Origin of the sequence: Novipirellula rosea, from assembly GCF_039541335.1 — a bacterium.
Taxonomy (GTDB): Bacteria; Planctomycetota; Planctomycetia; order Pirellulales; family Pirellulaceae; genus Novipirellula; species Novipirellula rosea.
Genome location: NZ_BAABGA010000012.1, coordinates 79768 through 93597 on the forward strand (window position 1 = coordinate 79768; position 13830 = coordinate 93597).

Sequence of the window (13830 nt, forward strand, 5' to 3'; positions counted from 1 at the left end):
CGGCAAAACAGTCCGCAAAGAACTCATCCTCCCCAACCTGCAAACGATTTCCTCCTATGATGAACCATTATCTCTCAGCTTCGTTAGCCTCGTGTCTGTTTACTCTGATGTTGTCAGTCGTGCCTGCTGAGCCGGCCCGTGCTGACGATTTGGCAGGATCACGTCCGAACATCATTCTGGTCATGACTGACGATCAGGGCATGGGCGATCTATCGTGTATGGGCAACAAGGTATTGCGGACTCCGAATATCGATCGTTTCTATCAGATGTCAACGCGGTTTACCGACTTTCACGTCAGCCCGACGTGTGCTCCGACACGGTCGTCGATCTTCAGCGGTCGACACGAGTTTCGTAATGGCGTGACGCATACGATCAAGGAACGTGAGCGGATGGCGCTGTCGACCACCACGTTTCCGCAACTGCTGCGAAAATCGGGTTACGAGACCGGTATCTTTGGCAAATGGCATCTTGGCGATGAAGACGCGTATCAGCCGTACAACCGCGGTTTTAGCGAAGTCTTTATTCACGGCGCCGGCGGAATTGGCCAGGCCTATGAAGGCAGCTGTGCTGATTTCCCGCCCAATCGCGAAAACGAAGGCAAGTACTTTGACAACGTGATTTTGCACAACGACACGATCGTCCAAACCGAAGGATTTTGCACGGATGTTTTCTTCCAGGCCGCACTCGGGTGGATCAAAAAACAACACGAAGCAAAAACTCCGTTCTTCGCCTACGTCAGCACCAATGCTCCGCACGGTCCGATGCTGGCACCCGAGAAGTACAAAAAACGATTCGCCGATTTGGGCTGGGACGCCGGCACGCAAGGTCGCTATGGCATGATCGAAAATATCGACGACAACTTTGGTGTGCTGATGCAGAAACTGGATCAGTGGAAGCTTTGGGACAATACGCTGGTGATCTTCATGACCGACAACGGCCAAGCCGGCCGCAGTGGCAAGCTCAATGGCAAGCGAACTCCGATGTACACCGCCGGATTCAAAACGGGCAAGGGATCGCCATGGGAAGGAGGGACGCATGTGCCCGCGTTCTGGCGATGGAAAGGCAAACTTGGCGAAGGCGTTGATATCCCTGCACTGACCGCCCACATCGATCTATACAAGACGTTTTGCGAACTGACCGGCACCGAAATCCCGTCTGACATCCAGCCGATTGATGGACGCAGCTTATTGCCATTGCTGCAAGATCCCGATGCCGACTGGGCCGATCGCAATTTGTTCGTGCACGTCGGTCGCTGGGAGAAAGGGGCTGATCCCAACGACAGCAAGTTCAAGAGTTGTGGTGTTCGATCCCAACGCTGGCGGTTTGTTAACAACAAAGAACTGTACGACATTGCAGCCGATCCGCATGAAAAACAGGACGTCGCGTCGGACCATCCCGAAGTTGTTGCCGAGCTACGAAAAGCCTACGACCAGTGGTGGAGCGATACGGTTCCATTGATGGTCAACGAAGACGCTCCGTACTCGGCCGAACATCCGCAAGGAGTTCGTTACGAGAGGCAACTCAAAGAACGCGGCATTCCCAAGTGGACTGCTCCGACGCTGTAGCGATCGCGTGCGGAATCGCGGATGGATCAGATTAATTGAGCCGTGACGCGTAAGCGGCCGGGTCTTACTGCAGTTACCTATCAGCCGACGAAGGAGACTACTGACTTAGTAGCAAACGCACAGGCCGGAGGCCGACAGATAGACAGCCGTTGGCGTGAGCCAACGGTTTAGGGGCGACTTGTCAACGTAAGGCCGGAGGCCGACACACTGGCAGCAGATGTGTCGCCCTCCGGGCTATGTTCTTCCGCCTCTCCTGACCGGTAGCTTACGCTACCGGCAGAGGGTGTATCGGCCTCCGGCCTGCAATCAATGCTACTACTTCAGCAGTCAACAGTGTTGGTGGAGAGGTGGCAGAAAAAACAGCGCAACCAACGAACCGCTACATCCACAACGATTTAGCAGATCAGGCATATGCATCCCCCGCTCTCTTACATCTCACGGCTCAACTGAGTAGCGCCGGCCGCCATGCTTTGCATCGTGAATCACGCATCTTTCTCGGCGACGATGGCGCCGTACTGCATCGCACCGCTTCGATACGCCTGAAGCAACGTGTCGAAACCGTCGATGAAATCAACTTGTTCGCGGTCGAGGACTTTGGCAATATGCCGCACCCCGGTTCGCTGGACACGCTGCTTGCATATTTCCCAGGTCTGTGCGACTCGGGCGGTCCAGTCTTCGTTGTGAGTCACCCGCATTCCACCATCGGTGATCCAACGAGCATAATCCGCGCGCGTGGCCAGCGACGGACACACAAAACGCTGGCAGACTTCTTCACACTGCTTGCGGTGATCGGCGACGCTCGTGTCTTCGCCTTCGAACCAAACACAAATCGCGATCCGGCCGCCCGGCCGTAACCACTGACACGCTCGGCGAAAGAACTCGGGCTTGTCGAACAGGTGTTCGGTACATTCGACGCTCCACACCACATCAAAGCTGGCGGAATCAAAGCTCACGTGTTCGGCATCCTCGGCAATGAACCGCGTGCGTTTCCCGACACGTTTGATCTTTGACGATACCATCGCCCAACGCCGCTGGACCGGACTGAGCGTGACGCCGGTCACGTCACACCCACGCAATTTAGCAAGCCGGATCGATGATCCGCCCATTCCGCAACCGATATCGACCACCTTGTCCTCGGTTGAGATACGCGCCATATCAGCAAGCGTGTCGGTCAATTGACACTGCGCGACATAGGGTGATTCGTTACCGTTCCACAATCCATGATGGATATGTGGCCCCCACAACAAACGATAGAAAAGCGTTCCGAGTTGATAGTGGCTGCGGATGGAATCCTTGCGGACGCCTTCGATGGCGATCATGGTCTTCGCCCCCCCTTGGAATGAAGCAAGCGATCAATCTGTCTTTATCGTGACGAGTTCAGGCGATGCTGCAAAGCGTTTCGTCTCGAATTCCAACAACAGTTCGCTTAAATCATTCCGAATCGGTCAACCGCAACAGGCTTTCTTTGCGGGACGATCCCATCAGGGAATGGTCAATTTAATATCATTGACTTCGCCCTCGACCACTTCGGCCGTCAAGTTGGCGACGGCTCCTGGACCGCCCGCCAAGGGCGAAGCCGCCATGGCTGGCGCGTCATCAGTCCCTTCGGCTGGGACATTGTCACTCGCTCCGCTACCCCCCTTAACGCTACCGCCGATCACGTGCACGGTGTGCTTGCCGGGCGCAGCACCTGGGTCTCCGGTTGAGTAACTCAGTGTGAAGCGGCCCTCTTCATCGGTAATACCGTACGAGGCGGCACCGGGCTGTTCCGGATAGAACTCGACCGTTGCCCCGACAAAAGGCTGGTTATTCTTAGTCAAAGTTCCTGTCACGACCGCTAGATCCGGCTTGTCATTGGGGGCACACCCAACCGTCATGGTAGCAATCGATAGCATCGCAATCGTGGCGAAACGCGAGACATTCCAATGGATGTCGAATATTCGTGTCATCTTCCTATAGATCTCAAACAGAGGTGATGGTGAGGTGAGCCAATGACCAACCGCTGCTGCGACGGCTGCAAATGGCAACCTTTAACATCGGCGCGACATCATGCTCATGAAGTTCGGGCATGATTGGAATCATTATCCCCGTAAAGAAACGACGGCCACGAATGGCCGTCATACAAAAAGCAAGTTCGACTTAACGCGACTCATACGAAGACTAAATTTCTTCGATCGTTTCGCCGTCGCGTCGGTTCACCAGTTTGGACAGAGTTTGGAAATTGATGTTCTCCGTCACAAATTGGACTGAACCATCCATGCGAAGGAATTGAGCTCCGCCAGGGTGAGCCGAATTGAAGATCGAGTGATTTCCGGGCCATCCGCCGTTTTGACCTGTTCCCCAAGGATTATTTGCAGCGGTCGGCGAAAAGTTGATTCCTCGTCGCACCGAAGCATAGTTTTGGCGATAGCCGTACAGTGCTTTGGGATCGGCATCACCCCCACCGCCACACCACGCTCCGCCGTAGAAATTGCTGCTGCGATGATCATACTCGCTGGTGGTTCCATCGGCGTTGCGAACGAGTTTGAAATTGGCTTGTTCCCCCACAGCAAACGTATTGCTCAAACCGTCCATCACCGAGGCAAAACGAAGCGGGCGACTATTTTTGCTGTCGACCGGCAGAATACATCCCGAGTAATCGGCCATACCGAAGTATCCATTCCACCAAGCGGATGTACCGGTGGAGTATCCGTAGCCGTATTCACCCGAGATGCCGGCATACGACGAGATTTGAGTCTCCAGTTGATCTGGAGCTCCTAAGGCAACGGTGCCCGGTCGCGCCGTTTCAGTACGAGTCATCGGCAAAGGGCTGGAGGGACAGTTGATCGTTTCGACGATCAACTTGTGAAACCCTTGCCAACTTTGGTTGATCCCGTTACCTCGATTTCCCCAATCACTGCCAGCGAAAACGGCTCGCTCATACGCTGCGGATTGTTCCATGTAAGGCAAAATCCGCACCAACCACGATGCGGGCAGCGAGTTGGGATCCGTGCTCGCTTTCGCGAACGAGGCGGGTGGAATTGCGGTAAAGGTGTCGTGGTACATATGCACCGCCAACCCGATTTGCTTCATATTGTTGCTGCACTGCATCCGCCGTGCAGCCTCGCGAGCCGCCTGTACCGCTGGCAAAAGTAGACCGACGAGCACGCCGATGATCGCAATCACAACCAACAATTCAACTAGCGTAAATGCGTCATGGTGTCTGTTAGTACGGGAAAATTTCTTGATCACTTCTTCTTCCGTTGTTTCGTTGTTTGCGCTCTGGAGGCCCGTAGACCGCCCTCAAAAAAAAACATCAATAACGCCCATCCAAGTACAACTTGTCAGGGTCGTCGAATCCCGAGGATGCCGTTCGGAAGTCCTCAGGGCCGATGCAGGCGAAAGGTAAGCAAGCGATATACCTCGCCCGAACTCAACAACAAAATTTGCAGCGAAGATCTTTTGTCAGATACGAACAAGGTCCGAGCACCGCCCTTAGAGGGCCAAGTCATGTCCTGCTTGGCCACATTGCGATTCCAATTTTTATTTCAAAAATGGCTCGTTTTTTTCAGAAATTGACGAACAAGAGACTTAGGGGCGACCCTACCACCCGGCCACCCAGCGTCTGGAATTGCACACAGCTCACGCGATAGATGCACAAATTTTGTGCGACCCCGCGTTTGTGTGTGGCGAAATGTCCGAGACGCAGGTCAAATCTCGATCGATCGATCGGCAACGACTCGGATCCTACCCTTCGTTCACCCAAACATATCCGTTTAGCGGCACGCCCAGAGCATTGCACAGCTGAAAGACAGACCTTTGCTCGGGAAACAAATCTGCGGCCACTTTCATTCCAAACGCTTTCGTCTGAGCTGCCGATGCAGGTGAAATCATTGTCTCGGTGACATACAACTGCACGCACGGCAGTGACTCGGGTTGATCCAAATGAAAGATTTCAACGTGGGCTGATCCACGCTCGGTGAACACGCCTTGAGCTTCGAAATAATCGGCAACGCGATTGGCAAACTCTTCATCAAATGAGATCGCATAGCTCAAGCGGTTGTTGTTACGCGCGAGATAAGGTCCCATTCGCTTGCGAACCGGGATCGAATGATGGGGCTGAAAACCATCGTCGCACGCGATCATCGTCAACGTCGCTTCGTCGGGCAATTCACTGTTGATACCGATTCCGGTGGACAACAGACTTCGCTGCAGCACCGCACCGCGTTCCAGCACGGCGTCCGAGGAGGGAGCCAAGACCGTGTACTGATTGCCAGACTGGCTAATCCAATAGTCGACCGTGATCTCGCGGTCGGGGATCGTCGGCAAACGTGCGGCAATGGCATCGAGTGTCGCCTGAGAGATTGAGTCGTCAGACAAATACAGCATGCATCCGTTTTTGGCAAACTGAGTGGGTTGAAACGGCGGCGTATGCACGACGCTTTGGATGGGATTAAATCCGGGATCGGTGACCAAAAAGGTGCATTGACGCCCCGCACATAACAACAGACTCGATTGAAGGGCGCGATAGCGAAGCGTTGCATGCAATGTGGCCGGATCGATCGCATCCAGACTGCTTTGTTTGCCAATGACCTGCACCTCGCCAGATTGCTCGGTGTGGCGAAAAAACAGGTGAGCCAAGTCGCTTTCGGGGGAAACCATCCCAAGCTCGCGAAAGCCATCCAAAATGGCCTCGATATCTTGAGCCGAAAAGGGCTGTTCGAAAAAGACACTCTGCGAACCGTTAAACCAACATGCTGCGACATCGCTTCGGTTTTCAGCGATCACCGCAGCATCGGCGTCAGACGGTTGCATTACCAGGCGAAACGTCTCGCCTTGAAAACACTGGTGGCTGATGATCGTGGCCATCGACTGGTAGATCGGCTGCAGTTTTTCGCAGAATTCCAGAGACATGCTATCGAGGCATCTCAGCTGATGGGCCGCCGGAGTCGAGCTCAAACTAAAGGCGTATTGATAATCGCTGGTTCCCAGTAGGCATTTCGAAGCCAGTACCCCCAAAACCGCCTTGGCTTGCGCCTTGTCCATGGCAGGATCAAAATAGAGCGTCACATTGCCCTGCTGTATCTTGATCTGATCGGCAGGATCCAAGATCGACTCGGAATGAGAAACCGAGGTTACCTTCACGTCGCCGCCGAATTGCGAATTGGCGTCAAATTGCGAATTGGCATTGCTACCGATCGTCGCAATGATCGCCAACAAGAATATCATCCCGGTGGGGACGGCTACGAAAAGCGTTACGAACAGGACAAGCAGAATTTTGAACGCGCGCATCTGGGGGGACGACCTTTATCGAAGGCAAATCCAGTCAAACGCGTTTCACAATTCGTCGCCCAACTGAGATCGATGGAAAAAACAATCGAGCAACCACCGGGGTGTTGCAAGCTACCGCCGCTTAGCAACCCTAGGTCAGCGAAAAACAGAGGCAATCCATTTTTCGCTTTTTTCCAGTCCAAGTTTGCGGCACGGCGGTGTTGTATTTTCCGTCTCAGCGACAACCCAGCGAGGGCAGCCACATGGGCGATCAAGATTAAAACGCTTCGTCAATGACTTCTTTGCCAGCGCGGGTTCCCAACGATCCCCACAAACCGAACGGACTTGGCGATCCGGGGCTGGTCGCGAACACAGGATCGGCGGCAGTGCCCCCCTGTCGCACCGTGGCGTGACTACTTTGCCCCGCTTCGATTGAATCGGTGACAAATTTGACGGCACCGTCACCCATCAAAACGTGCACTCCGCCCTGATGACGGCTACTTACCGAATACACTCCTTCTCCCCAATATGCCCCGCCCGAAGAGCCGCCGGACGCGTTCACCCAATCCGACGCACAGATCTCGCTGTTGGGAGGAAGTATGGTATGAAACCCGGTATTCATCGCGTTGCCGAAGCTCCACACAAAGCCTCGCTGACGCTCCGCTCCACCGGTGAACGCAAATCCGCTGCCGAGCGTTTGTGACCAAAACAGGGGTCGCTGCGGATCTCGCTGCGATCCACAAACTCCAGGATTGGTACGCAGAATATTTTCCGTGGTGGCTTTGATCAACTCGGTCGATGCATCCCGATCTCCGAGATCCGTTTTGATTTCGCCCATCACGATCGTGTTGGCAAGCCCATCCAAAATATCGCGGAACCGCATGGTTTTTCGAGGTACGAACGCACCTCGACAAGACTCGCGAGCACGTTGGGCGCGGGTACTGTTTTCGAATCCCGACACGCTGGTGTACCCTTCGTCGGTTTGCTGAATCGCGTCACCGAGACAAAATGCATAATTGGTACGACCTTGCGCAGGCAACCCTTCACCGGGATCGCTTGGACAACGCAATGTCCCGATCGTGGTCAACCAGGGCCGATACATGCTCTCGCCGTGCCCCTGCGATCCTGTGCCAAGTCCCTTGCCGGGGTACGGTCCCATTGCCGAAAACAAAAGCCCTTCTCCAGGATCGCCGGCAGGTATCAGATAAGGATTACTGATCTGCTCCCACATCGCTTGCTGTTCAAAAAAAGGCGTCAGCCCCACTAGAGCACTCAACCAAAAACGATTGTTCCCTCTGGCGATCGTCGCCGTGCCTGGTCGCCGAGCATCGGCTGCAAACTCAGACACCTGGGCGGATCCTCCCATCTGCACGGGCAACTGATTGTAGGCGGAATGATAGTTATGAGTCGCCAAGCCCAACTGTTTGAAGTTGTTACTACAACTCATCCGCCGTGCCGCCTCGCGAGCCGCTTGAACCGCCGGCAACAGCAACCCGACTAACACTCCAATGATGGCGATCACGACCAACAACTCAACCAGAGTGAAGCCCGTTCGGTTTGATGATTGATCCATTTGAGAACCTCCGTCTCCGAAAGAAAAGAAAAAGAATGGCAAAAGAAAAGCAGTCGCCCCCCAATCAAAAACACTGGCGAATCAAAACGTGGCAGCGTCCCCCTCCGAACGACCCTGCCAGCGGCAGCCAAGAATGCAAGCACAGTTCCCTTCAATGCGATGCAACACGAGAGAGGCGTGGCAAACTTCGAATCTCGCGAGATCAAGGAGGTCCTTCGTCCTTAGGATTATCGATGTCGGGATGCTCCGCCAAAAATTGCTGTAACTCATCCACCCCGGGTGACGCGTTCGACTTATCCGGCCCTCCACACCCCACGAGTGTCATGAACAGAAGAACTGAACCGGCGACAAAAGCCCCACGCACTTTCAGAAAACGCACTTCCATCACCTCATAAAACAGACACCTGAAAAAGTCTATAGACTAAATCTAGAACGCTAAGGGTGCCGGGTCAAGACCCAACCCGGGACTTACGCCGCAATTCGCCCCGTCGGACCGAACACGGACTTCGCATTTGCTAATGCGAATTCGCTTTGAAGTCGCCAACGTTTTCAACGACGCGAAACAAAAACGGGCGTTTCCAGCCCCGTTCGATTCGATTGAATTGCAGTCCAGGCGGCGGATGGAATCTCGCCCGCTGCGCGTCGGCTTAGTCCAGCCGAAAGGGAGCGCTGCCTTGCACCACCAGCCACCGGGCGTCCAACGACAGACCCTGCAGCACGCTGCAGTCGTTGGTTTTGCAACTTGCCGAGAGCCAGCCAAGAAAAGAACTCAGGATGGACAAAACATCAAGACGGAGAAGAAGAGGGCTTTTCACCTAGCTCATCACCTAGCTCATCACCTGGCTCTTCATCGAGTTCGTCGGGGGCACGATCGCTAGGGGATGACGAAGACGATGATCCCACCGGCGCGTCTTCTTGATCCTTTTCGTTTTCTGAATCCACCAACTCCGGCTCGAGTGCTGGCTTTGCGGATGGCGAAGGTTCGGGCAGAATCATCATGCCGACGTATTGCACAGTTCCCGTTGCAGTGAGCTCGCGGACGCTCAGCACGACTCGATCAAACTGGACGGCGGCTCCGGGAACAAGCGACTTGGCACTTAACCGAGATCGCATGATTTCGTCGAGAGTCGCATCAGGCTTTGCGCCCAGCTGCAGGTCGTAGAACTGTTCTACGTCGGCCGCCGTGATCGACCCCCGCAACGGGAACTCGAGCGCCGTCGGCAAGATCACAGGTTCCAATTCGCGATGGGCAAAGACGCGATCCACCATCGCACGAACGCCTGGCCGCAGCACGACAATGACGTGGTCGCCGAACTGAATCTGAGAACGGCCTTGCGGGGGAATGATTTGCTCGTCGCGGACGATCAACGCGACCACCACGCCGTCGGGCAGCGCCAGGTTTTTGATCAAATGGCCGGCGGCGCGACATTCATCATCGACAAAGTAATCGACAATGTCTCCTTCGACGTTTCGCAAGGAGCTGATCTCTAGCGTCACAGGGGGTGGCAAGCGAGCGGGCACCTCGAGTTTCAATGACCGCGCCACCCAGGGCAGCGTCCAGCCTTGCACGAGCGCCGAAACCAGCACCACAAAGAAGACGGTGTCGAACATCAACGGGGCGCCGGGCAGCCCCGCCAACATCGGAAACGTCGCCAAGGTAATCGGCACCGCTCCTTTGAGCCCCACCCAAGACAGAAACGTTAGCTCTCGGAACGAAAACCGAAACAGCGAGACGGACAAGAAGACAGCGATCGGCCGAGCGACGAGAATCAGCACGAGGGAAATCATCAGCGCCGGTCCGGCCACGTCCAATAACCGGCTGGGGAAGCTAAGGATTCCCAGCGCGATAAACATCAAAATTTGACACAGCCATGCGGCGGCGTCGTGGAACAACAAGATACCGCGGTGGAACACGGGACGGCGATTGCCGATCACAATGCCGGTCAAATAAACGGCCAGAAAACCGCTGCCGCCAAACGCTGCTGCGAAACCAAATGAAAACAGCGCCAACCCGGTCGCCAAAACTGGATACAACCCCGCGGCACTGAGTTGAATGTTCTTTAGCACCCACACACCGCCCCACCCGACCAACAGCCCAACGACGGTTCCGAACACAACTTGGGTGAGAAACAAAACCAACAAGCCGGGGCCGAGCGGCACCGCCCCGGTCAACACTTGAATCAGCCCCACGGTCAGAAAGATTGCCATCGGATCGTTCGATCCGCTCTCGACTTCGAGCGTATCAGCGAGTCGCCGGCGGATATGAACGCCACCAAAGCGGAGTACCGAAAAGACGACCGAGGCATCGGTCGATCCCACAATGCTGCCCAACAACAGACCTTCCATAAGCGGAATCTGCAAAAACCACGACGCAGCCAGTCCGGTGATCAGGGCAGTGATAAACACCCCGATCGTTGCCAGCACCCCGGCCGGTTTCCAAGCGGCACGGATCGAGCGATACGGAGTGCGTAGCCCTCCGTCAAAAAGGATCAGACTGAGCGCAATCGTCCCAATCCCGTTGGCGAGCGAATAGTTTTCGAACTCGATCCCGCCAATCCCTTCGGATCCCGCCAACATGCCAACGAGCAGAAATAGAACCAGGACGGGCACGCCCATGCGCGCTGAAAATTTGTTCGACACAATCCCCAGCAACAGCAAAATGCCGGTGATCAAAATCAAAGCTTCGATACTTAACATGTCAAATCGATCGCAGGACGCACAGTGTCAGAGGAAATATGCGATAGCACTCCATCGCGTTTGCCCCAGTTTACCGACTGCGTGTCGCTGGAGAATCGGACTGGCGTTCGAATTGCCATGTGGTTCTCGAAACCACACCCCCCAATGCGATCGAATGTTCGCACAGGTCCAATCAGCGGCAACCGCCTTGGCGTCGGCATGACATCGGCCGACCGTTTTCGACCCAATGGATCAGCGGCACGTTGCCGGCGCGCCCTCCCCCCTTATCCGGCGGCTAGCGGAAACCGACACCCCCCACGGTTACAGCAGAAACGGGGTCCCCCAGCTCACAACGCCCTCGCATCCGCCAGTCGCTCAAAGAGGAACTTTTCCAGAATCCTGATCGCGGCAGAAAAATTTATTGTAGATCGCGGCCCTTCGCATGGGTTTAGTTTTGCGAGGCCAAACGAAAAGTTGAATCCCCAGCGGCCCACTGACACCAGCGGACCACTGGCACGAGCCGATCCCGGAACGACTACTTCGACATCGTCACACACTCACATCATCATCCATCGAAACCGTCACCCGAAACCTTCAACTGACCGAGGACGCCTATCTCCCAAAATGAACTCACCTCGAATTCTTTGACACCGCAGTGCGTCATCGACCAGCCGATTTGCCATCGATCAGCGACGACGGGCGACAACTTCATTTCCATTTGCACGTGGGTGCCGGCAAGGATCACATTCGCATCCTTGTCAATGACGGAGACACTTAGCTTGCAAATCGAGCCGATGCAAATCGCGTCTCTTTGGCAGATTTGTGCCCTCGTCAATTCAACCTTCCCTGGCTAGAGTTCTCTCAACGAAACGCTCTCCGCGTTGAAGCCTTTTCTGAATTAGGGTTTAGGTAATGCTCGCATCCCGCAGGCGGATCGCGTCGGCGCACACCGACACTTCTCGTCCGAGCTGTCACCCGAAACGACTTCGTTTCTCTTCTCCGCTGCAAATTTCTCTGCTGCAATTTTCTCCGATGCAAATTTCGCTGTGTAGCCAGACCGACTCGTAATCAAATCGATACACAGCCAAGTCGATAGGTAGCGCACTGGATCAACCGCCTGTTCCTGCGGCAACCCTCGTCCGTTTTGTCAAACACACTCGGTGTTCTCAGAGGCTTTTCAGTGCAAGCCAGTCTCGCCAATGCGACACTTAGCAACCGCGACACTCCCGCCAAAAAAAACTTACATATTTTGTCAGCATTTAATGTATAGACTTGGTTACTTCGCACGTATCTCGGCTAGCAACCATTGCAAACACATAGCAAACCGCTAACCTGAAAGCACCAAAAACCAAGCCGGATCGCCGGAGCCGCGAATAGGGCCCCATTCTCTTTGTCGAAAATCTCGGAGTATCTCTCTGAGCTATATTTCCAGATCGTCGCCTGCGTCCTCCCTCTTCTTTGCGGAGTCTAATCATGAAGTTACCGAAGTTACGTCGCTCGGCATTTACGCTGGTCGAACTGTTAGTGGTCATCGCGATCATCGGAGTGTTAGTCGGCCTGTTGTTGCCTGCGGTTCAGGCGGCCCGCGAGGCGGCTCGTCGCATGTCGTGCAGCAACAATTTCAAGCAATTGGGGCTGGCGTTACATAATTACCACTCGGCTTACAATCAGCTTCCGCAACAAGGTGGCGGCAGCGGCACACCGACAACGAGTGCGCTGACGACCAATCGTGAACGTCTCTCTGCGATGCCGGGCTTAACACCGTTTTTCGAGCAACAAGCGGTGTGGGAGCAGATTTCCAATCGTTACACCGACGCGGGCGGCACGACTTGGCCTGCGATGGGGCCGGCGTCCTACAACGTGAACTACGTGCCCTGGCGAACTCAAATTCCGACGCTGTTATGCCCATCGGACCTTGCCCCTAACGCGGGCATCCCGTTCGGCCAACTGAACTATGGATTTAGCTTTGGAGATTCGTTCTGGAATTGCAACAACACGCGCAACAATGCGGGCACTCCGGTGAACATTGGCCAACATCGCGGCTTTTTCAAGGATCGTTTTGTCACGCGATTCCGTGACTGCTTGGATGGTTTAAGCACGACGATTGCGATGGCCGAAATTCAACGCAGCAGTGGCACTCGCGAACTTGCCGGCGACGTTTTGGTGCGCAACGGAAGTGGCAATGACATGCGGGACAACCCAAAGGCGGAAGTCCTGGAGTTTGCCCGCGATCCGGAACGCCCCCTGTTCTATAAGCCGAGCGTGACACTTGCGATCGACACCAGTTCGGGAGGCCATCGTTATCGTGGATCCAATTGGGCACAAGGGGAACCAATGATGTCGGGGGTGGGTCAGACATTGCCGCCAAACTCTGCAAACTGTGTCCGCGGCAATGGGGATGCGAATGGGCCAGGGGGAATCTTTTCCGCTGGTAGCCGTCATCAGGGCGGATGCCACGTGCTGATGGGCGACGGCTCGGTGACCTTTATCACCGACAGCATCGATACCGGGAACACGAACCAAGGCCCAATCGGCACCTCCGCGCCCGGGGCTCCGCCAGCAGGCTCGGCGAGCAATTACGGCATTTGGGGCGCAGCGGGCAGCGTGGCGGGTAGAGAGACAACGTCGCTGAGTGACCAATAGCCAAACCACCACAGCGATGCGTCGTCGTGAAGAGATACGTTGTCGTGAAGCCCAGAAAACAGCATTCGTATCCCAAGCTTGATAACCACTTTCCTTTCGAGCCATCCTTTAATGGAGCTTATC

At 55.0% G+C, this 13830-nt stretch carries 9 protein-coding genes; 3 read left to right on the plus strand and 6 right to left on the minus strand.

Annotation, left to right across the window (positions count from 1 at the left end; all coding sequences use genetic code 11):
• Positions 1-59 precede the first annotated feature (59 nt).
• Complete coding sequence (locus ABD971_RS04840) at positions 60-1565, plus strand: arylsulfatase (protein ID WP_345319957.1); 1506 nt, start codon at positions 60-62, stop codon at positions 1563-1565.
• Positions 1566-2047: 482 nt separating this feature from the next.
• On the opposite strand, the gene ABD971_RS04845 is transcribed toward ABD971_RS04840, so the two are convergent.
• The 6 genes from ABD971_RS04845 to ABD971_RS04870 all read right to left on the minus strand — a co-directional run bounded on the left by ABD971_RS04845 (position 2048) and on the right by ABD971_RS04870 (position 11085).
• A complete protein-coding gene (locus ABD971_RS04845) occupies positions 2048-2884 on the minus strand; it encodes an SAM-dependent methyltransferase (protein WP_345319959.1) in 837 nt (278 codons plus the stop codon).
• 162 nt (positions 2885-3046) lie between these two features.
• The gene (locus ABD971_RS04850) at positions 3047-3514 is read right to left on the minus strand and encodes a carboxypeptidase-like regulatory domain-containing protein (RefSeq protein ID WP_339945987.1); all 468 of its coding nucleotides are present in this window, start codon (positions 3512-3514) and stop codon (positions 3047-3049) included.
• Between the two features lie 211 nt (positions 3515-3725).
• A complete protein-coding gene (locus tag ABD971_RS04855) occupies positions 3726-4796 on the minus strand; it encodes a DUF1559 family PulG-like putative transporter (RefSeq protein WP_339945989.1) in 1071 nt (356 codons plus the stop codon).
• Positions 4797-5291: 495 nt separating this feature from the next.
• Positions 5292-6836 carry a hypothetical protein gene (locus ABD971_RS04860; protein ID WP_345319962.1) on the minus strand — a complete coding sequence of 515 codons (1545 nt, stop codon included), beginning with the start codon at positions 6834-6836 and terminating at the stop codon, positions 5292-5294.
• A 256-nt stretch (positions 6837-7092) separates the two neighbouring features.
• Complete coding sequence (locus tag ABD971_RS04865; RefSeq protein ID WP_345319964.1) at positions 7093-8388, minus strand: DUF1559 family PulG-like putative transporter; 1296 nt, start codon at positions 8386-8388, stop codon at positions 7093-7095.
• Between the two features lie 786 nt (positions 8389-9174).
• Positions 9175-11085, minus strand: coding sequence for a potassium/proton antiporter (locus ABD971_RS04870; RefSeq protein WP_345319966.1), 1911 nt, complete (start codon positions 11083-11085; stop codon positions 9175-9177).
• 634 nt (positions 11086-11719) lie between these two features.
• On the opposite strand from ABD971_RS04870, the gene ABD971_RS04875 reads away from it, so the two are divergent.
• Together ABD971_RS04875 and ABD971_RS04880 are read left to right on the plus strand one after the other, a co-directional pair.
• Positions 11720-11842, plus strand: coding sequence for a hypothetical protein (locus ABD971_RS04875; protein WP_345319968.1), 123 nt, complete (start codon positions 11720-11722; stop codon positions 11840-11842).
• Positions 11843-12537: 695 nt separating this feature from the next.
• Positions 12538-13707, plus strand: coding sequence for a DUF1559 family PulG-like putative transporter (locus tag ABD971_RS04880; RefSeq protein ID WP_339945999.1), 1170 nt, complete (start codon positions 12538-12540; stop codon positions 13705-13707).
• Positions 13708-13830 lie beyond the last annotated feature (123 nt).